The organism is Hoeflea algicola, from assembly GCF_026619415.1.
Taxonomy (GTDB): Bacteria; Pseudomonadota; Alphaproteobacteria; order Rhizobiales; family Rhizobiaceae; genus Hoeflea; species Hoeflea algicola.
In genome coordinates this window covers 11,713-29,597 of the sequence record NZ_JAOVZR010000004.1, presented here as the reverse complement: position 1 = coordinate 29,597, position 17,885 = coordinate 11,713, and the positions used below count along the sequence as shown (strand labels likewise).

26 protein-coding genes are annotated in these 17,885 nt (G+C 57.1%); 24 read left to right on the top strand and 2 right to left on the bottom strand.

Annotated features, from left to right (window positions below; all coding sequences use genetic code 11):
* Positions 1-231: 231 nt before the first annotated feature.
* The 13 genes from OEG84_RS25170 to OEG84_RS25110 all read left to right on the top strand — a co-directional run bounded on the left by OEG84_RS25170 (position 232) and on the right by OEG84_RS25110 (position 10,575).
* Positions 232-615 (top strand): hypothetical protein, encoded by a 384-nt coding sequence (locus tag OEG84_RS25170; RefSeq protein WP_267656641.1) that lies wholly within the window; start codon positions 232-234, stop codon positions 613-615.
* An 88-nt stretch (positions 616-703) separates the two neighbouring features.
* Positions 704-1,324: a transcription termination/antitermination NusG family protein gene (locus OEG84_RS25165; RefSeq protein ID WP_267656640.1), complete on the top strand. Its 621-nt coding sequence runs from the start codon at positions 704-706 to the stop codon at positions 1,322-1,324.
* 277 nt (positions 1,325-1,601) lie between these two features.
* Positions 1,602-2,279: a terminase small subunit gene (locus tag OEG84_RS25160; RefSeq protein WP_425602941.1), complete on the top strand. Its 678-nt coding sequence runs from the start codon at positions 1,602-1,604 to the stop codon at positions 2,277-2,279.
* 2 nt (positions 2,280-2,281) lie between these two features.
* Positions 2,282-3,685, top strand: a complete 1,404-nt coding sequence (locus OEG84_RS25155) for a PBSX family phage terminase large subunit (RefSeq protein ID WP_267656637.1) — start codon at positions 2,282-2,284, stop codon at positions 3,683-3,685.
* Positions 3,685-5,301: a DUF1073 domain-containing protein gene (locus OEG84_RS25150; protein ID WP_267656636.1), complete on the top strand. Its 1,617-nt coding sequence runs from the start codon at positions 3,685-3,687 to the stop codon at positions 5,299-5,301. The genes OEG84_RS25155 and OEG84_RS25150 overlap by 1 nt, the downstream gene beginning before the upstream one ends.
* Complete coding sequence (locus OEG84_RS25145; protein WP_267656635.1) at positions 5,286-5,489, top strand: hypothetical protein; 204 nt, start codon at positions 5,286-5,288, stop codon at positions 5,487-5,489. Before OEG84_RS25150 ends, OEG84_RS25145 begins: the two co-directional genes overlap by 16 nt.
* Positions 5,490-5,494: 5 nt before the next feature.
* On the top strand, positions 5,495-6,655 hold the full coding sequence (locus OEG84_RS25140) for a DUF2213 domain-containing protein (RefSeq protein ID WP_267656634.1): 1,161 nt from the start codon (positions 5,495-5,497) through the stop codon (positions 6,653-6,655).
* A gap of 13 nt (positions 6,656-6,668) precedes the next feature.
* Complete coding sequence (locus OEG84_RS25135) at positions 6,669-7,415, top strand: structural cement protein Gp24 (RefSeq protein ID WP_267656633.1); 747 nt, start codon at positions 6,669-6,671, stop codon at positions 7,413-7,415.
* A gap of 19 nt (positions 7,416-7,434) precedes the next feature.
* Positions 7,435-8,412 (top strand): DUF2184 domain-containing protein, encoded by a 978-nt coding sequence (locus OEG84_RS25130; protein WP_267656632.1) that lies wholly within the window; start codon positions 7,435-7,437, stop codon positions 8,410-8,412.
* Between the two features lie 67 nt (positions 8,413-8,479).
* Positions 8,480-8,791, top strand: coding sequence for a hypothetical protein (locus OEG84_RS25125; RefSeq protein WP_267656630.1), 312 nt, complete (start codon positions 8,480-8,482; stop codon positions 8,789-8,791).
* 4 nt (positions 8,792-8,795) lie between these two features.
* Positions 8,796-9,278 carry a DnaT-like ssDNA-binding protein gene (locus OEG84_RS25120; RefSeq protein WP_267656629.1) on the top strand — a complete coding sequence of 161 codons (483 nt, stop codon included), beginning with the start codon at positions 8,796-8,798 and terminating at the stop codon, positions 9,276-9,278.
* Positions 9,278-9,625, top strand: coding sequence for a hypothetical protein (locus OEG84_RS25115; protein ID WP_267656628.1), 348 nt, complete (start codon positions 9,278-9,280; stop codon positions 9,623-9,625). Before OEG84_RS25120 ends, OEG84_RS25115 begins: the two co-directional genes overlap by 1 nt.
* The gene (locus OEG84_RS25110) at positions 9,625-10,575 is read left to right on the top strand and encodes a phage minor head protein (RefSeq protein ID WP_267656626.1); all 951 of its coding nucleotides are present in this window, start codon (positions 9,625-9,627) and stop codon (positions 10,573-10,575) included. The genes OEG84_RS25115 and OEG84_RS25110 overlap by 1 nt, the downstream gene beginning before the upstream one ends.
* Here OEG84_RS25110 and OEG84_RS25105 read toward each other — a convergent pair whose 3' ends face one another.
* Positions 10,576-10,833: a hypothetical protein gene (locus tag OEG84_RS25105; RefSeq protein WP_267656625.1), complete on the bottom strand. Its 258-nt coding sequence runs from the start codon at positions 10,831-10,833 to the stop codon at positions 10,576-10,578.
* Between the two features lie 11 nt (positions 10,834-10,844).
* On the opposite strand from OEG84_RS25105, the gene OEG84_RS25100 reads away from it, so the two are divergent.
* Both OEG84_RS25100 and OEG84_RS25095 read left to right on the top strand, forming a co-directional pair.
* Complete coding sequence (locus OEG84_RS25100; RefSeq protein ID WP_267656624.1) at positions 10,845-11,243, top strand: HK97 gp10 family phage protein; 399 nt, start codon at positions 10,845-10,847, stop codon at positions 11,241-11,243.
* A gap of 15 nt (positions 11,244-11,258) precedes the next feature.
* Positions 11,259-11,777, top strand: coding sequence for a hypothetical protein (locus OEG84_RS25095; protein WP_267656623.1), 519 nt, complete (start codon positions 11,259-11,261; stop codon positions 11,775-11,777).
* Here the strand turns inward: OEG84_RS25095 and OEG84_RS25090 are convergent, their stop codons facing one another.
* Positions 11,778-11,963 carry a hypothetical protein gene (locus OEG84_RS25090; RefSeq protein ID WP_267656622.1) on the bottom strand — a complete coding sequence of 62 codons (186 nt, stop codon included), beginning with the start codon at positions 11,961-11,963 and terminating at the stop codon, positions 11,778-11,780. It abuts the gene before it with no gap.
* 17 nt (positions 11,964-11,980) lie between these two features.
* Between OEG84_RS25090 and OEG84_RS25085 the strand changes: the two genes are divergently transcribed.
* The 9 genes from OEG84_RS25085 to OEG84_RS25045 all read left to right on the top strand — a co-directional run bounded on the left by OEG84_RS25085 (position 11,981) and on the right by OEG84_RS25045 (position 17,883).
* Complete coding sequence (locus OEG84_RS25085) at positions 11,981-12,397, top strand: phage tail terminator-like protein (protein ID WP_267656621.1); 417 nt, start codon at positions 11,981-11,983, stop codon at positions 12,395-12,397.
* Positions 12,398-12,401: 4 nt separating this feature from the next.
* Entirely contained in the window at positions 12,402-12,614 is a 213-nt protein-coding gene (locus tag OEG84_RS25080) for a hypothetical protein (protein ID WP_267656619.1), read from the top strand.
* Position 12,615: 1 nt separating this feature from the next.
* The gene (locus OEG84_RS25075) at positions 12,616-13,092 is read left to right on the top strand and encodes a hypothetical protein (RefSeq protein ID WP_267656618.1); all 477 of its coding nucleotides are present in this window, start codon (positions 12,616-12,618) and stop codon (positions 13,090-13,092) included.
* Positions 13,093-13,100: 8 nt separating this feature from the next.
* Positions 13,101-13,547 carry a hypothetical protein gene (locus tag OEG84_RS25070; protein WP_267656616.1) on the top strand — a complete coding sequence of 149 codons (447 nt, stop codon included), beginning with the start codon at positions 13,101-13,103 and terminating at the stop codon, positions 13,545-13,547.
* Between the two features lie 68 nt (positions 13,548-13,615).
* Positions 13,616-13,876, top strand: a complete 261-nt coding sequence (locus OEG84_RS25065; RefSeq protein ID WP_267656615.1) for a phage tail assembly chaperone — start codon at positions 13,616-13,618, stop codon at positions 13,874-13,876.
* Complete coding sequence (locus OEG84_RS25060; RefSeq protein WP_267656613.1) at positions 13,873-16,242, top strand: tape measure protein; 2,370 nt, start codon at positions 13,873-13,875, stop codon at positions 16,240-16,242. Before OEG84_RS25065 ends, OEG84_RS25060 begins: the two co-directional genes overlap by 4 nt.
* Positions 16,242-16,886 carry a hypothetical protein gene (locus tag OEG84_RS25055; RefSeq protein WP_267651834.1) on the top strand — a complete coding sequence of 215 codons (645 nt, stop codon included), beginning with the start codon at positions 16,242-16,244 and terminating at the stop codon, positions 16,884-16,886. Before OEG84_RS25060 ends, OEG84_RS25055 begins: the two co-directional genes overlap by 1 nt.
* Positions 16,886-17,494: a DUF2163 domain-containing protein gene (locus OEG84_RS25050; RefSeq protein ID WP_267651835.1), complete on the top strand. Its 609-nt coding sequence runs from the start codon at positions 16,886-16,888 to the stop codon at positions 17,492-17,494. The genes OEG84_RS25055 and OEG84_RS25050 overlap by 1 nt, the downstream gene beginning before the upstream one ends.
* Positions 17,491-17,883, top strand: a complete 393-nt coding sequence (locus OEG84_RS25045; RefSeq protein WP_267651836.1) for a DUF6950 family protein — start codon at positions 17,491-17,493, stop codon at positions 17,881-17,883. Before OEG84_RS25050 ends, OEG84_RS25045 begins: the two co-directional genes overlap by 4 nt.
* Positions 17,884-17,885 lie beyond the last annotated feature (2 nt).

Sequence of the window (17,885 nt, the reverse complement as noted above, 5' to 3'; positions counted from 1 at the left end):
TTGGTCAGTTGACGGTTATGCCAAAACCGTCAGTGACATTATGACATTATCGTTGACGGTTTTGATAGCGAAAAACATAATAAAATCATATATATATAATAACTGTCACTAAAAACATAAAATAATCCAACCAAGGGGAAATCTGAGAGTTCTGGTAATTTCCGAATATGTAAATTATGGTAAGTCTTGAAAAATGGCGTTTTGGATATAATAGAGGTGACGGTGACAGTTATGGAAAATTCAAGAATTGAGGCTCTGGAAACCCGCATCGAGAAGCTGGAGCAATTGCTCGCCAGCTTTGCCGGAATGATCGTCGGTGCGCCAGGTGAATTGCAGCGTGTCGCCGATACAATCGAGATCAGGTCGCGAGCCGATGCGGATCCAGTCGAGATCGATCACGACAGGCGAGTGCGAGCCGTCCACAAGATCGCCTCGCTGCTGACGGGCAATGGCGCCGTCGATCATTCGGTCATTGTCAGGGCAACACAGTCGATCGTCTCGACTGCGCAGCTGCATTCGATCATCGCCGATCTGGCAGGGAAGGGCGAATTGAAGATCATCAAGTCGAAACCCGCACGCGGGAAGCCGACAACTAGCTATGAGAGAATTCGATGATCATCCCCTTGACCAACTCGACCGAATAACTGATCCTGAAATCAGCCTGGCACGGCCTTCCGGTTTCTCGAAATGGAGACCGGGCATTTTGAACAACATCGATCATAATTGGTACGCGGTCCGTATTTCCGGACAGGCTACCCGCGTTTCAAACCGCCGCATCGTATTTGCAGGGCCGAAGGGCGGGGCTCACCAGTTCATCGTTCCAGACATCAATCAGAAAACCAATATCGAGGTTGCACTCGACACACTCGGGATTGATTATTTCATACCCATGGCAATCACCGAAACGCCGCATCGTCGAAAGCGAAACGTCATGGTGACGCGCCGGCAACCAATTATTCAAGGATATGCTTTTGTCAGATATGTCGATGACTGGCATCACTTTGATGGTAGCGCGGCGAAGTCCATGGGCATTTTCGGCGTGATCCGTGATTTGGACAACGCGCCAGTTCGTGTTTGGGGGCGTGACATTCACGATCTGCGCATGATCGAATGGCAGGCGTTCTGCGATTACGTCGATCCGCCAAAGGCACGGTCACGGCGCCGGTTCATCGAGGGATCACGACACGTGTTGCGGCACAAGCCGACGGACAGCGTTATATCGGTCACAATCCAATCCGTCACAAATCGAAATACCGTCAAGGCAATTGCCGACCGGCTTGGCAAATTTGAATTCGCTGTTGACGATGTTGAGGAAGCGGCGTAGTTTTCGCGAAATAGGTGATTTGGCGAAGAGGGCTTTTCCCCGCCAGCATGGCAGGTCTCACCACCTGCAAGCGCCGGGCTCTTTGAGTTCCGGTGCTACTGCAATTCCTTCCAACCAACGCAAGCTCCTGACCTTCGCCAACCGGTGCGAGGGATAGCCCATGATTATGGATCACATGCCCGTTTGCGTTGGCGTTCGTCATAATGCCCGGGCCAATCTTGGGAAGCCGGATTAAACTCGCGAGGTGTCAGTCATGGCGCTAACACCGAAACAGGCGTTGTTCGTCAAGGAATACCTTGTCGACCTTAACGCCACTCAGGCCGCAATCAGGGCCGGATACAGCAAGCGCAACGCCGACAAGATTGGTCCGGAGTTGCTAGGGAAAACTAGGATTGCCGAAGCGATCTCAAAGGCCAAGGACGAAAGGTCCGGGCGGGTCGAGGTCACAGCCGATATGGTGCTTGAGCGCCTATGGAATATCGCCACCGCAGATCCGAACGACATCATTCAGCTTCGGCGCATTTGCTGTCGCTATTGCCATGGCGATGATCATTCCTACCAATGGCGGGACCCCGAGGAGTTTGCCAGCGCGCTGATGGCCGCCGAGGCAGTTGAGGCTAAGCAGCTGCCTGATGCTGATGGCGGCTTCGGCTTCGACGCAACGGCCGGACCCCATCCTGATTGTCCGCGCTGCTATGGCGAGGGTCATATCGATCCTCACGCCTTGGACACTCGCAAGCTGAGCGACAGGGCAAGGATGCTGTATGCCGGCGTCAAGGTCACCCGCGACGGCTTCGAAATCAAGATGCACGACCAGCTGAAGGCGCTGGAAAACGTCGCGAAGCACCTGGGCATGTTCGTTGAGAAGCATGAGCACACCGGCGCGGGTGGCGGTCCTATCCAGACGGAAACCAGGACGTGGCGCGAGGTGCTGCGACAAGAGGGCGAAGAGTGAATGTGTGCGCCCATCTTACCAATCCTGCATTGTTCAGCTTCTGGGAAAAGGTATTCCTGGGTGAGAACGACACAGCCGTCCTGCACGGTGGCCGGTCGAGCTCCAAAACGCGCGACACTGCTTGCCAGCTAATCCGCCTCGTTGATCACGTCCACGCCAAGATGCGGGTACTCTGCATCAGGCGCTTTCAGAACCGCATTCAGGAATCGGTCTACACCGAACTGAAATGGGCAATCAATCACCTCGGGCTTAACGATCAATACGAGATCCAAAAGACCACGATCATCCACCGGGCCAGCGGTTCGGAGTTCATATTCTACGGCATCGAGCGCAATCTTGAGGATATCAAGGGCACGTCTGATGTCGATATCCTTTGGGTTGAGGAAGCCGAAAAGCTCACAGAAGACCAGTGGGTGGTTATCGGGCCGACGATCCGCAAAGAAGACAGTCTGGCAATCCTGCTGTTCAATCCCAAGCTGGTGACGGATTACGTCTGGAAGAACTTCGTCGTCAACACGCCGCCGCACTGCATTGTAAGAAAGATCGACTACACCGAAAACCCGTTTCTATCGCAAAAGGCCTTGCGCGACATCGCGGCGATGAAGGATCGCGACCCGGAGATGTTTGAACACATCTACGGCGGCATTCCTCTCGGCGATAGCGAGCTCTCCATCTTCAAGCGCCGTTGGCTCGACGCATGCGTGGATGCTCACAAGGTTCTCAATGTCACGCTGACAGGCCGGAACGTGATCGGCTTTGACCCGGCAGATGACGGCGAAGACAAATGCGCCACGGCTGACAAGGTGGCAGGGATATTCACAGACGCGGAAGACTGGTCGTCTGGCAAGGATGAACTGGTTCAGAACGCCAAGAAGGTTTGGGCCAAGGCGAAGAACATTAATGCGCTGGTGTCCTACGATACGATTGGCGTGGGTGCTTTCGTCGGCGGCTATATCGATGAGCAGAACGCTGTCGGCAATGTCAGTGTCGAGCATTACGCCTTCCACGCAGGCGGTGCGGTCATGGATCCGGACAGCCCTTCGGACACAGACAACGGCAACAGCCCGAAGAACAAAGACGAATATCTGAACCTCAAATCGCAGGCGTGGGCGAATACGGCTCGCAAGGCCATGCTGACGTTCAACGCGGTCACACGCGGTCAATCGATCAAGCCCGAGGACGTTCTGTCATTCTCCGCTGATATCGGCGCTGAAAAGCTCGATGCGCTGTTCACTGAGCTTTGCGTTCCCTGGTGGGTCGAGAGCGAAGGCAAGAAGCGGGTTGTTCCAAAGGCGAAGCTGAAAAAAGACCTTGGCGTCAAGTCGCACAACTTGGCTGATGCGGTGATTGCCGCTGACAACGTGAATATCGGCTACAAATACGGCATGCTTGGAGTGGTCGCATAATGCAAATTCTCGACACTCTGAAAAGCCTCGTTACCGGGCTCGGCACATCGAAAGACAAGACCACCGATATGGCCTACGCCCTTCGGTATGTCACGGATGCCGAACTGAACGCCATGCACCGGTCCGACTGGCTGGCGCGCAAGATCGTTGACATCATCCCGAATGACATGACCCGCGAATGGCGGGACTGGCAAGCCGAAAACGACCAGATCGAATTGCTGGAAAAGATTGAAGCCGATCCGCTGATCAATGTCCGGGCAAAGGTCAATGCCGCAATGCGCCGGGCCCGCCTGTTGCGCGGTGCAGCGATTTATATGGGGATGAAAGACGGCACTCCGGAAAATCCGCTTGATATGGACCGGATCAGGAAGGGTGATCTGCTTTACCTGCATGTGCTCAATCGCAATGAAGTGACGGTTGGCGAGATCAACCGCGATGTCACCAGTGAATTTTACGGCGAGCCGATCAGCTACACGGTGAATTCGAAGATCGGGAACACGGTTACGGTTCACCCGTCGCGCATGATCCGGTTCATTGGCGCCGACATCCTTGACGACACGTTCAACGATGACGGCTGGGGCGATAGCATCCTGCAGATTGTCTATGACGCGGTTCAAAGCGCGACATCGGTGCATCAGCACGTTGCCGCGCTGATCCCGGAAGCCAAGACGGACGTGATCTACATTCCGGGCCTGTCGAAGTTTCTGCAGAACCCCACCACGACGAGGCAACTGACCGATCGCTTTACCTATGCCAATTCGATCAAGTCCATGTTCAACATGGTGCTGCTCGAGGGCGACGGAAAAGACGCTGGCGAGAAGTGGGAACAGAAGACCATCAACTTCGCCCAGCTTCCGGAGATCACGCAACAGTTCCTCCAGATCGCGGCCGGCGCGGCTGATATCCCGGTAACGAGGCTCCTGGGTCAGTCACCATCGGGCATGAACGCAACCGGTGAAAGCGATATCCGGAACTATTACGACAACATTTCTGCCCGGCAGAAAACGGAACTGGCACCAAACCTTCACCGGCTCGATGAGGTTGTGATCCGGTCCGCGCTTGGCAATCGGCCCGAGGAAATCCACTACACATGGTCGCCGCTCTGGGGTCTGTCCGAGAAGGAAAAGGCCGACGTATTCAAGACCAAGACCGATGCCGCGCGCGCCATTGCGGGTAACGGCACCAATGATCCGCTGATGCCGATTGAGACACTGTCGGAAGCATTCACCAACATGCTGATTGAAGATGGAACGATGCCAGGGCTGGAAGCGGCCATTGAGGAATTCGGCAAGATATCCGACCTGCCGCCGGCGCCGGAAGAAGAAATTGATCCAATCCCGCCGCGCCAGGTAGCCGAAGACGCGGCGCCGCGCACGCTCTATGTCCGCCGTGACGTTGTGAACGTGGATGAGATCGCTGCATGGGCGAAGTCGCAGGGCATTGCCGATCTGGTCGATGATCTGCATGTGACGATTGTCTACTCGCCGACGCCGATTGATTGGATCAAGGCGGGCAATGACAGCGAATGGGGAGAACCCAACGGCAAGGATGAACTGGTCATTGCCGAGGCGGGCCGCGCGCAGTTGAACCGCTGGGCAACATGGGCGCTGTGCTGATGTTCGCATCGTCGCGTATGTCATGGCGTCATCAGGAAATCATCCGTGCCGGGGCCTCGCATGGCTTCCCGGATTACCAGCCGCATATCTCGCTGACCAAGGCCGCCACTGATGTGGAGAGCATTGAACCGTATCGCGGCAAGATCGTGCTGGGGCCGGAAATCTTCGAAGAGTTGAGACAGGACTGATCACCATGCAATTCACAGACAAGCTCACGCTTGACGGCGCAATCCGTCGAACGGCGGATGGTTATGGCGTTGTCTCTGCCCGCGTTGCCCGTGGCGGCAATGTGCAGACCTATCTCGGCTCGGAAGTCGGCATAACCGACAAGGATCTGGTTCGTGTCTACCGTCCGGCAAGCGAGGTGTTCAAGAAAGACGCCATCGCCAGCTATGCCGGTGTGCCTATCACGGTCAATCATCCCAAGGGCGGCGTGAGTGCTGATACATGGAAAGACCTGGCCGTTGGCGAGGTTGGTGATGATGTGCTGCGCGACGGTGAATTTGTCCGCGTCCCGATGATGTTGCGCGATGCCAAGGCAATCGAGGCTGTTGAAGGTGGCAAGCGCGAGCTGTCCATGGGCTACAGCGCCGATATCACCCTGGCAGACGGCGTGACGCCGACCGGCGAGGCGTTTGACGTCATCATGTCGGATTTCAAAATGAACCACGTTGCGATTGTCCATGCGGCGCGCGGCGGGTCCGAACTTCGAATTGGCGATGATGCCGGTTCGTTGCACTGGGGCGCTGCCCCGATCTCCACCCCAATTGCAGACGAAAGGAAAGCCCCAATGGCTGATAATCTGCGAACTGTGGTTGTGGACGGTCTGTCGGTGAGCACCACCGATCAGGGCGCCCAGGCCATCGAAAAGCTTCAGAACGACAAGAGGGCCGTCGAGGCCCAGCTTGCCGATGCTGAAAAGGCCCACAAGGACGCCATCGCGGCCAAGGATGCCGAACTGGCCAAGAAGGATGCTGCCATTGATGCCGAAAAGGCCAAGGTGCTGTCTGATGCCGATCTGGACAAGCGTGTTCAGGACCGTGCCGCTCTGGTCACTGTGGCCGGCGTTATCGCAAAGGACGTGAAGACCGCTGGTCTGTCCGATGCTGATATCCGCAAGGCGGTTGTTGCCGCCAAGCTCGGTGATGATGCGGTCAAGGACAAAACCCCGGCCTACATCGATGCCCGGTTCGATATCCTTGCAGAAGATTCCGCCAAGGGCACCGACCCGGTGCGTGATGCACTTCTGGCCGGCGTCAAGACCAACGATGGCGATAACGCCACCGTGACCGATGCTTACGCCAAGATGGTCGCTGACATGCAGTCGGCTCACCGTCCTGCCGTGACGAACTGAGGGAGGCGCAGAGATGGCGACCTATCAGACAACCTACTCGACCTCTCCGGCAAAAGGCCTTCCGGGCCAGATTGCCAATGAGGAAAAATGCAACAAGGTCAGCCGTACCGTTGAAAGCTCGGCTGGTATCGCGTTCGGGCAGCCCGCATATCGCGGCACTGGCGATCACGGTGTTGTGGTTGGTGACACGTTCACGGCGACCGGCGCAGGTTCGGAAGCCGCTGGCAACACTGGCACGGGTGAAATCACCGACGAACCGTCCATCACGGCGGGCGCAAAAGCTGGCCGCTATCAGGCGGTCTTGCTTGCCACGTCCGCAACCGCGCCATTTGCCGTCTATGACCCTGATGGCATTCTTGTCGGCCATGGCGTGGTTGCGACGGCATGCACCACGATCCCAGGCATTACGACCTTCACTATCTCCAATGCCGGCACCATGACCACCGGTGACACGTTCTATATCGACGTGACCTACACCGCCAACGCCGCGTTTCTTGGCCTGGCTGTGCTCAATCCGGCGGTCCCGCCCGACACGTCCAACCCCGACGCCTATCCGCAGTATTTCACTGGCGCGTTCATGACCGAAGGTCAGATGTACGTGACTGCCGGTGCGTCTGTGGTTGATGGCGGCGATGTCTACTGGAACCCGGCCACCGGTCGATACACCAGCACCACCACGCACATTCGCATTCCTGATGCGGTGTTCGACACTTCGGGCGGCAACGGCGATATCGTCGAAGTCTCGCTGAAGAACCGATGATCACGAAAGGATCAATGCAATGAAACAGCCATTTGCTGATGCACAGGCTGCGCTCCCGTTCGTGATCGGACAGGGCCGCAATATCGAAACCAAGATCTACCAGCGCCGTTACCCGACGTTCAACTATGGGGCTCACGTCCCCATCGTGACCGAGGGCAACGAATGGGCGATCGGCACCACGTTCTTCACCGTCGATGCGGCTGGTGAAGCCAAGTTCCTGTCCGGCGCCGGCACTGATATGCCGTTCAACCAGGTCAATCGTGATCAGGCATCGCATGACTTCGCGATGATCGGTTCGGGTTGGGAATGGAACCTTGAAGAGATCAATCAGGCCTCGCTTTACGGCATCAACCTGAACGACACCAAGGCTATGTCCGCCACTGACAAGGTGGAGCGCCTGCTGAACTCGATTGCCATGGCAGGCACGACCGAGAAGAACTGGACCGGTCTGGTCAACAGTGGCTCTGTCAGTCGTGCCGATGTCGCTGCAACCGGTGACCAAAACGGCGGCACCGACTCGACGCTCTGGAAGCACAAAACCAATGACCAGATCGTTATCGACATCAACGAGGTTCTGAGCCGTGTCGGCACAAACACGGAAGAGGTTGAATGGGCTGACACCCTTCGCGTTCCTCCCGAAGCGTTCCGTCTGCTGGCATCCCGTCGCCTTGGTGATGGTGATGGCATGCTCCGACTGATCGACTTCATCAGGTCCGGCAACGTCTACACCGCGACAACCGGCCAGCCGCTGGATATTCAGCCGCTCCGTGAGCTTGCGACGGCTTCGGAAGACGGCGGCGGACGCATGATGGCGTATCGGAAAGACCCGGAAGTTCTCCGCTTCCATCTGCCGATGCCGCGCCGCGTGTTGCAGCCGCGGCAGAAGTCCATCATGGGCTTTGAAACCGGTATCATCGCTCGTACCGGTGGTACTGAGTGGCGGCTGCCTGGCGCGGCTGCCTACGCTGACGAAATCACGTCTGCACCTTCGCCTTGATCCAAGTCGATATAGAGGGGCTGGCTTGTTTGGCCCCTTCAATATCCACTTGTAACGGAGAATGACCATGGAACACGCAACCGGCGAACTGATGAACCCGCATAAACGGATTGAAGGCCTTCATACCGTCAAGGGGGCCGTTCACTTCAAGCCAGGCCAGACGCGGACGGTCACGCTGACCGAGAAACAGGCAGAACGTGCGATCAAGCTCGGCTTTGTTGCTGTCAGGCCCGCTGATGAACCGGAAGATCAACCAGTCACTGAACCGCTTGACCGCGACGACCTGAAAAAGCAGGCCGGCGAACTGGGGCTGGAATACGCCAAGAACATTCCGACCGAGAAGCTGAAAGAGCTTATCGACGCCAAGCTGGCAGACTGATCCAATGGCTGGCTATGGCGACGACACAACCTTTGCCGCGTGGCTGACAGCAAACGGCTATTCCTTGCCTGCCGGTGGGCTGGATCCGGCTGTGTTGCGTCAACGCGGCTCGGTCTATCTCGACGGGCTCTATGGCGACCGGTTTCCCGGCGTTCCGACCGGTGGGCTTGAACAGGATCGCGCATGGCCGCGCACCGGCGCCGAAGATGTCTATGGAAACGCCATTGCTGCCAATGCAATCCCGACGCGGGTTGTCCATGCGTCCTATGAGGCGGCTTATCTCGACGCCGTGAAGCCTGGCATTCTCTCGACCACCTACACGCCGGCACAGCAAAAGGTGTTGACCGAGGTCAAGGGGATCAAATGGACCGTTGTTGGCGAGAGCAAGGGCGCTCAATCGGCCGTGATGGTCTCGACCAAGATTGAGGGGTTGCTTGCCCCGCTGACCGGGACATCGTTGCTCCTGCCCGCAATATTGGTGGTGTAATGGCTGAAGACTGGAACGCTGTTGCTGTCGATGTTGCCGCGGGACTTATCGAGGCGGGCACGACCGCGACAATCATCCGCGCAGGCACTCCGACCGGACCGGCCCACAATCCGACGCCATACGCTTGCACAGTAGTCTATGACCAATGGCGGGCAGACCAGATCGACGGGACGCTTATTCAGCGCGGGGATTTGAAAATCCTTGTGGCTGCGTCTGATCTGGCAATCACGCCGACACCCGCCGACACGTTCAAGGATGGCGACGGCAAGGAATATGCAATCATCAACGTGACCCCGCTGCAACCGGCTGGCGTGGCGGTCATGTATGAAATTCAGGCTCGCGGATAATGGCCCGCGATACCCGCCGACGGTTCGAAGCCGAGGCCGCAAAGATGCGACCACAGATCCGGGCCGCATTCCTTCAGGCCATAGCCGACATCAAGCGCACCGCTGACATGGACGCGCTTATCACTGCACTGGAGCGCGGAGACGTGGCTGGCGCATTGGCTGCACTCAAGCTCGGGCCGGAATACTTCGCGGTCCTTGATGAAGCGGTGAGGGCAACATATGCAGCGGGCGGCAATTATGCGCTGTCATCGCTGCCGAAGAAAAACCCGGCAACCGGAACGGAATTGGTGATCAGGTTTCAGGGTCGCCATCCACGCGCGGAGACCTGGTTGTCACGTCGATCGAGCAATCTGATTGTGGAAATCACAGCAGGGCAGCGCACCGCCATTCGCGAGGTGATCACCCGCCGCTTGGTCGAGGGCGTCAATCCAAAGACCACCGCTCTTGACCTGGTCGGCCGCGTTGACAAACTGACCAAGCGCAGAACGGGCGGAATCGTCGGGCTCACGTCCCGCGAAGCGTTGGCAGTCGAAAACTACCGGCTGGAATTGGCAGGCGAGGGCCGCAAGGCTGATCAGATAGACCGGATGGTGTCTCGGTACTCAAACAAGCTCTTGCGCGTCAGGGGAGAGCGTATAGCCAGAACGGAAACCATCGCAAGTTTGAACGCTGGCCGCGATGAGGGCATGAACCAGCTTATTGAGAGCGGCGAAGTCTCGGCGGACGCTGTGACGGGAACATGGGATAGCTCGGGCGATGGGCGGGTGCGCGATAGTCACGCTGAAATGGACGGACAGACGCAGCCACAAGGCCAGCCATTCCAGAGCCCGGTTACAGGCGCATTGATGATGCACCCGGGGGATACGTCATTGGGCGCGGGCGGCGCGGATACGATCAATTGCCGGTGCTACAAGAGCATATCGGTCGATTATTTCGCAGGCGTCACCTGATCAGCGGTTCACGTCACTGGCGTCCATCAACGCACAAGCCATATCCTTCGGCGCACCGGAACTGCCTTCAATCACAGCCTGAATATCGGGAACGGTGATTTTCGTAATGCCTGCTGATTTGAGGACTTCGGACGCCAGATCAAAGCGGCGTTCGGCATCTTCTGGTTCGCAAATTGTGACAAGCGCAACATAGGCCGCGGCTCGTTTGTAATCTTCAAGTTGGGCTGCATTCAATTCGGCAACGGCTGCTTCTAGCATGGGGTTCTCCTATGGCGGGTTTCTCGGCTCAAGTGGATGCCTTTGTATCGCAGACCGAGCAGCGAACAACAGCGGTGTTTAAACAATCCGCACAAGATGTGCTTGCTGATGCACAGACGCCAACGGCTAAAGGCGGGCGAATGCGGGTTGATACCGGCTTTCTCAGGAACAGCCACGTCAGCGGCTTGAACGGGTCAACAAGCCTATCCGGGCCTGAAAGCTACGTCCTGACCATTGCGCAAGCAAAGCTTGGTGACGCCATAACAGGCGGCTGGACGGCAAATTATGCGGTGCATCGCGAGTTCGGCGCAAGAGGCCAAGCCCCTGACTTTTTCTTGCGCGGCGCGGCTCAAAAATGGCCCGCTTTCGTCAGAACCAATGCAGCAAAACTCAAAGCCCGGATCGGCTAACGAAAGGACACCACAATGACCGCAGCAACTTTGAAAGCATCCGTCGCAATCTCCGAGACAGGTGCAGGGGCCATTGGCCAATCCGTCTATTGGAATGGCGCACTTGAATATCTGCAAGTCCTTTCGGACGGCACCACGGCCGGCAAGGCCGACTTGTCCTATGTGGCAGAAATCGAAGTCGCCACCGGGGCGAATTCCGATATCGATCTGGCCGGTTCGCTGACCAACGCGCTCGGGGAATCCTTTGCGGCGGCCGAACTGGTTGCCATCATGATCAAAAACATCCAACTGGACGGCACGGCCAACACCACAGACCTGACCCTTGACGGTAGCGTGACGGCAAGCTTCGTCGGCTTCCTGGATGCGACCAGCACCATTGGCCCGATCAAGCCCGGTGGCGTGTTCTTCATGGCGGCGGGCGATGCAGACGGCATCGGAGCGGTCGCGGCGACGACTGCCGATATCTTGCGCATTACCAACAGTTCCGGCGCGACCAACAAGTTCATGATCGCCATTCTGGCCCGTTCGGCCTGATCAGGGTTTCAGCTTCTCGGAAGCGGCCAGAAGGCCCATCTGGATCGCCAGTAACGCGGCCTTGGCTGTCGCGATGGCGGTCCGTCCATGCGCGGTTTCGCAATGCTCGGGATCGGGCAGTCCGTCCACGGCATCTATCAAGCGGTCATGAGCATCGTTGTCTGACAGCAGTTTGGGCTTTTGCATAAGGGGTCAATATCACGATGACGAACCCGATTGAAGCCCTTGCCGCCGACACGATGATTGCAGCGGTCGGAACCGCGTTCTCGGCAACCTACGGGATTGCCTATCCTGGCATCGACTTCACACCAGCCAATGCGACATCAGTATATCTTGATGTCTCTATCCTGCCCAACGGCTCGGCATACCAGCCAGTCAGCGGCAACGACACACATCAGGGGATCTTGCAGGTTGCCGTGATGTACCCAACTGCAGGCGGCGCGATCAAGCCTCTTGAGGTCGCCGGGGCTGTTGCCGACGCATTCGACAAGGCTTCGCGGTTCTTCGGCGCTGGTCATAGCGTCAAGGTTTCAACCCGTCCGGTGATCGGCCAGCCGTTCCCGAATGATGGCTATATCCGGGTGCCGGTGACGATCTCCTATCAAGCGACAAAGGACTGAGCGCATGAAAGCTGCGATCTACACATCCACGCCGGTTGGCGATACGGGCGGCGTTCCCAAGTTCAACGCCTTCGCTTTTCCAGCGCACGACGCTGACACCGATACCGTTTTTCTGAACGGTTCATATCCCCTCATCGAACAGATGTGCCGGGATCAAAACCTGACGGTTCTGCCGTTCAGCAAATTCAAGAAACCCTCCAAGTCGAAGGACAAGTGAAATGGCAAAAACCCTCGCAGGTTCGAAATTCTATGTATGCGCAACTGCGCAAAACTCCGACCTGAACGCGGCCGCGTTCGCTGGTCTTGTTTGGGTGGAAGTCGGCAATGTCGGTAAAGTCGGCGAAACTGGCACGAACACCAATCGAGTGTCGTATAACGAACTCGGCACGGTCGTTACGCAAAAAGCCAAGGGCGTTACCAACGCAGGCGATCCAACCATTGAGTGCGCTAGCAATTATAACGACGCCGGGCAGGTGATCATGCGGTCCATCGGCGTGCCGACCGACAAGAACAGCTATGCCTTCAAGTTCGAAAAGGACGACGCTCCCAGCGGTTACACCAATACGATTCATTATTGGAGGGGCGATTGTTCCGGTCCTGTTCGCCCGAATGGCGAGGTGGAGTCCTTTGATATTGAGGTATTTACGCTCGGGCTCAACCAGGTCGAAGTCACTGTCAATCCAACCGCGCTGTAAGGTGATCCATGTTTGATATTGCTGAAATCAGCGCACTCTCCGGGTCGGCCATCGAGGATGGCCTGCCCATGCCTCTCAAACATCCGATCACGGGCGAAGATACCGGCGCCGTGTTTATGGTTCGCTCATACGAGAGCGCGGCCTACAAGGCTGTGGAGCGTCGTTTGCGCACCGCTGGCATGAAGTCCTTGCGCAAGGGCACGGTGTCCGCTGGCGAGCTCGACAAGAACACCATCGAGCTTGTCGCGTCCCTGATTGCAGGTTGGTCTGGCATGAAGGACGGGACGGGTGACCTGGCATTCTCGAAAGAGGCTGCAATCTCGCTTTTGTCAATCCCGATCGCCGGGTCCAATATCATCAAGCAGATTGATGAATTTGCGGATGATGGCGCGGCTTTTTTCAAGGCGTCTTCGAAACCCTCGCAGACGCCATCCGCTACCAAATCCGATACCTGACGCCCAAGACTGGGACCAAGGGTTACGAGGACGGGGAAACCCGAACCGAGTTCAACGCTCGGTTCGGGATGGAACACAAAACCCCAGAACAGCCCGAAGTGCCAGACGAATGCCAATTCCTGCTTGATGCGTTCTGGAGCCTCAACGGCACCCGCATTCACAACGGCATGACCTTGCAGCCCGTTCAATGGGCAGAGTTCGAGGCATGGCAACGCGGCACAGGCAACATCCTCACGCATGACGAACGCAAGATCGTAATGGACCTGTTTCCGGTCCTTGACGAAGCGATTGATGCCGAGCGGCCTAAGCCAGAGAGTGAGACAACGTGAACGTAGCATCGCTCAAGTACGAGATCGATAGTTCTCAGGCGAAGACCGCAACCACGAACCTTGGCGGCATGTCAAAAGCTGCCAAGGACGCGGAGAACTCGCAGAAGGGGCTCGGCACCACATCAACGAGGGCAGGGCGGGAAATCGTTGCGGCCAACACCAACACCGCGCGGTCTGCTGGTCTCGTGACCAAGGCATATAGCGCGATGCGCGTTGCTGCTCTTGCCGCCATCGTTGGCATCACTGCTGGCCTTGTCGGGCTGACGAGCCTCATGGGCCGATTTGTCTCGTCAACCAATGAAGCGCAGAAACAACAGGCACAGCTTGCGGCGGCGCTCAAGTCAACCGGTGGGGCGGCGGGCCAGACGCTCGCCAGTCTCAATGCCCATGCGGCAGCGCTCCAGAAGGTCACGAACTTCGGAGATGAGGCGACCAATACAGCGCAAGGCATTCTGCTGACATTCCGCAAGATCGGTGGGAATGAGTTCCCTCGTGCGACCGAAGCGGTGCAGGATCTTGCACAGGCGCTTGGCGTTAGCCTTCAGAGCGCAGCCATCCAGGTTGGCAAGGCGTTGAATGACCCGGTTATCGGCATGACGGCAATGAGCCGGTCGGGCATTACCTTCACCGAATCTCAAAAGGAAATGGTCAAGTCAATGGTCGCGTCTGGCGACATGATTGGCGCGCAAACCCTGATCCTGAAAGAACTTGAAACCCAATTCGGTGGGTCTGCAAAGGCCGCTCGCGAAACGCTTGGTGGCGCGTTGGCCGCTTTGGGGAATGCATGGGGCGATCTGTTCGAAATGTCGAAGGGAGCGACTGAGGGGCTGCGCACGTCGATTGAGGGCCTTGTTACGGCGATATCCAACCCGGCGTTTGCTGCGTTCATGTCTGCGGTCGGTTCTGTGCTGTTCGGTGCGCTACAGGCGGCGACATTCGCAGCGACCGGACTTGCTAATGGCATTATCTTCCTTGCTGAAAACGTAGATACGCTCGGCGTGGCCGCTGGTACGGCAGGCACTTTGATGGCGGTTGCGTTTGGCCCGGCTATCCTTGCCGCCATGGCCTCGGGGTTTGTCGCGCTCGGAACCGCTGGCGTGGCGGCTATCTCTGCCATTACCGCAGCCATTGCAGCAAACCCGCTTGGCGCTCTCGCAGTGGGCATCACGGCGGCTGTAGCCGCGCTATATGTGTTTCGTGACGAGGTGCAGAAGGCTATCGGCGTTGATGTGGTCGGCATTGCCAAGACGGCGGCAAATTATCTGATTGGCTCGTTCGTCGCGGCCTATGAGGATATCACGTTTCTATGGAACAACTTCGGCAACGTGATTGGCGCGGCTGTTATTGGAGGCGTCAATCTCGCCATTGATGCGGTCAACACGCTGATCAACGGTGCAAAGCGGTCGATCAATGATCTGATCAACACCATCAACCTGATCCCCGGCGTCAACATCGATGGGCTGGATACGTCTAGCTCCACGATTGGCAATATCGAAAACAGCTTTGCCAACAACCTGACCGGTGGCGGGCGTCACAGCGCATTGTCTCGCCATAACGAACGGCAACAGGCAGCGCTAAACGCTGATTACCTTGGTGGCGTCTCTACAGCGTTTGAAGGTTCCACACCCGATATCAAGGCGGCAACGGCTGCGCTTACCGAAGCCGAGACAGCCGCCACTGGCGCAGGTAAGGCAATCAAGGAAGCGGCCAAGACAGACCCATGGAAGGGACTGCGCAAGTCCGTTGATACAGCAAACGATGGATTGAAAGCCGCTCGCGAAATCGCAGGCGGGTTTTTCTCCGACCTGAAAAACGGGTTGAAGAACGGAGAAAGCTTCTGGGATAGTTTCAAAACAGCAGCGTTGAACGCGCTCGACCGTATCACCGACAAACTGCTGAATGAAGTGCTTGATAGCATCTTCAAGGTCAACAAGGCCGCATCGGGCGGCGGCGGTGGCGGCATCGGCGGGTTCCTGTCCTCCATCTTCGGCGGGATGTTTGGCGGGGGTCAAATGGGCATCGCCAAGGCGGGCGGAATTGGCCTTTATGCCAACGGCACAGACTTTGCGCCGGGCGGCATGGCTATCGTCGGTGAGCAAGGCCCTGAGCTGGTCAACCTCCCACGCGGGTCAAAGGTTAACACGGCCGGCCAAACGCGAGGCATGATGTCAGCCGCCAACAACAATCGCGGCGGGTCGTCTGATGTCGTGACAATCGTTCTCCAGGATGACAGCGGTCGCATGGCGTCGATTGCTGATCAGCAAATCAAGACTGCCAGCGGTACGATTATCAATGTTGCGGTCCAGAAGTCAGAAGCGAAATTCGCCACGACCTACGCCAAGACCAATCGTGCGGGGCAAATCTGATGGCTGTGCTTCCATTCCCCGCGCTCTCGTTTGAGCACTTCGACATGCGCCAGGTCAACACCCGGCTCAACAACACGATGCTTGGCCGGAAGACAGAGACGGCAGACTTCGGAACGCCCTATTGGCGGGTTTCGGCTGCAACGGGATTCCTGTCCGATGAAAAGATTGACGAGGCGGACGCATTCTTTACCGAGGCATCCAAGGGCGGCAATGTATTCGCCTGCTATGACTATTACAGGCCGCGCCCGCGAGCCTATGGCGACACTCCGCTCGGTGGTACGAAAGCCGCAGGCGGGGCATTTGATGGATCAGCGATCCTTTCGACCGGAACAGATAGCCGGACAATTGTGGTGTCGGGTCTGCCTGACTCGTTTGCGCTCAATCGCGGGTGCTTGGTCGAGGTCAACAAATCATCAAGCGTTCGCTCGCTTCACCGGGTCATGGCTGATGCTACGGCCAATGGTTCTGGCGTTGTCACGCTGACGATTGATTTCCCGCTGGATACAACCGTCTTCACATCTGGCAATTCCACAATCCAACTGGAAAAGCCGTCCTGCCTGATGATGCTTGATCCGGGCTGGTCAATGCCCAAGGCATGGTCTGACCGGGTGGCGTCGTTCTCAGCTACAGAGGTGTTTCTCTGATGGCCACAGCACTAGCAACAGAAGTCGGAAATCAGGTCGATAGCGGCTCGATCAAGGTTCTTCCCTTGGTCAAGATCGTTCTTCCCGGCAAGGGCGAAACCCCGGACAAAACCGTTGGTTACCATACGGGTGGGCGTCCATTCACCTATTCCGGGCAAGAGTACCTACCGAACCGCTTTCTGAATGATGACGGGCTTGTTGCAGCCCTCGGGAACCAGATCACCGAAACGACACTGGTATTTTCCGATGTGCCAACCGACAACGCAGATGACGGCATCGCTGCAATTGAGAATTACCAGTACATCAATGCGGCAGTGACTGTCTCCTATCTCTGCGGCGATCCGGCGACCGATGAAATCCTTGGGGTTCTGGTCACGCAGTTCTACGAAATCAACGATGTAGAATTTGAAGTTGGCGCGCTCGATGAAGATGGCCAAGCGACGATCTCGCTGAATATCTCGATTGAAACACTCTCCCGGCGCTACCGGGATCAGACCTATGCGAAGCGGTCTGTCGAGGATCAGAAGCGGCACAACTCAGCGACAGACACGGCGTTTGCATACGTCGCCACATCGCCAGACTGGCCGGAAGAATGGGGCCAACGATGAACCGCGCACAGATCGTTTCCAACATCATCAAGACGGCTCGGAAAGAGCCTTACGCCTATGGCGTCAATGATTGCTTTTTCCTTGGCTTGAAGGTGATCGACGCGCTGCAAGGGACCAGCCACGTCAAGGCGTTCTCGGGTTCCTACAAGACTCTCCGAGGTGCTCATAGAGCAATGCGTAAGCGCGGTCATGGTTCAGTGGTCACTCTCTATGACGAAATGCTGTCAGAGATCCCTTGGGGTCAATCCCGCATTGGCGATCTCGCGGTTGTGCTCTTGGACGATGGCGAACACGTAGGCGTTAACGGCGGGCAGGCTTGGCACTCAATCACCGAAGCAGGCCCGCGTTCATGGCCGCTTCACCTCGCCATGTGCGCATTCAAGGTCTAAAT

Bases quoted from the DNA above. Each gene is read 5' to 3' on its own strand.
- OEG84_RS25170 (WP_267656641.1), top strand. From the start codon at position 232: ATGGAAAATTCAAGAATTGAGGCTCTGGAAACCCGCATCGAGAAGCTG.
- OEG84_RS25150 (WP_267656636.1), top strand. From the start codon at position 3,685: ATGCAAATTCTCGACACTCTGAAAAGCCTCGTTACCGGGCTCGGCACA.
- OEG84_RS25145 (WP_267656635.1), top strand. From the start codon at position 5,286: ATGGGCGCTGTGCTGATGTTCGCATCGTCGCGTATGTCATGGCGTCAT.
- OEG84_RS25140 (WP_267656634.1), top strand. From the start codon at position 5,495: ATGCAATTCACAGACAAGCTCACGCTTGACGGCGCAATCCGTCGAACG.
- OEG84_RS25135 (WP_267656633.1), top strand. From the start codon at position 6,669: ATGGCGACCTATCAGACAACCTACTCGACCTCTCCGGCAAAAGGCCTT.
- OEG84_RS25130 (WP_267656632.1), top strand. From the start codon at position 7,435: ATGAAACAGCCATTTGCTGATGCACAGGCTGCGCTCCCGTTCGTGATC.
- OEG84_RS25125 (WP_267656630.1), top strand. From the start codon at position 8,480: ATGGAACACGCAACCGGCGAACTGATGAACCCGCATAAACGGATTGAA.
- OEG84_RS25120 (WP_267656629.1), top strand. From the start codon at position 8,796: ATGGCTGGCTATGGCGACGACACAACCTTTGCCGCGTGGCTGACAGCA.
- OEG84_RS25115 (WP_267656628.1), top strand. From the start codon at position 9,278: ATGGCTGAAGACTGGAACGCTGTTGCTGTCGATGTTGCCGCGGGACTT.
- OEG84_RS25110 (WP_267656626.1), top strand. From the start codon at position 9,625: ATGGCCCGCGATACCCGCCGACGGTTCGAAGCCGAGGCCGCAAAGATG.
- OEG84_RS25105 (WP_267656625.1), bottom strand. From the start codon at position 10,833: ATGCTAGAAGCAGCCGTTGCCGAATTGAATGCAGCCCAACTTGAAGAT.
- OEG84_RS25100 (WP_267656624.1), top strand. From the start codon at position 10,845: ATGGCGGGTTTCTCGGCTCAAGTGGATGCCTTTGTATCGCAGACCGAG.
- OEG84_RS25095 (WP_267656623.1), top strand. From the start codon at position 11,259: ATGACCGCAGCAACTTTGAAAGCATCCGTCGCAATCTCCGAGACAGGT.
- OEG84_RS25090 (WP_267656622.1), bottom strand. From the start codon at position 11,963: ATGCAAAAGCCCAAACTGCTGTCAGACAACGATGCTCATGACCGCTTG.
- OEG84_RS25085 (WP_267656621.1), top strand. From the start codon at position 11,981: ATGACGAACCCGATTGAAGCCCTTGCCGCCGACACGATGATTGCAGCG.
- OEG84_RS25080 (WP_267656619.1), top strand. From the start codon at position 12,402: ATGAAAGCTGCGATCTACACATCCACGCCGGTTGGCGATACGGGCGGC.
- OEG84_RS25075 (WP_267656618.1), top strand. From the start codon at position 12,616: ATGGCAAAAACCCTCGCAGGTTCGAAATTCTATGTATGCGCAACTGCG.
- OEG84_RS25070 (WP_267656616.1), top strand. From the start codon at position 13,101: ATGTTTGATATTGCTGAAATCAGCGCACTCTCCGGGTCGGCCATCGAG.
- OEG84_RS25065 (WP_267656615.1), top strand. From the start codon at position 13,616: ATGGAACACAAAACCCCAGAACAGCCCGAAGTGCCAGACGAATGCCAA.
- OEG84_RS25055 (WP_267651834.1), top strand. From the start codon at position 16,242: ATGGCTGTGCTTCCATTCCCCGCGCTCTCGTTTGAGCACTTCGACATG.
- OEG84_RS25050 (WP_267651835.1), top strand. From the start codon at position 16,886: ATGGCCACAGCACTAGCAACAGAAGTCGGAAATCAGGTCGATAGCGGC.
- OEG84_RS25045 (WP_267651836.1), top strand. From the start codon at position 17,491: ATGAACCGCGCACAGATCGTTTCCAACATCATCAAGACGGCTCGGAAA.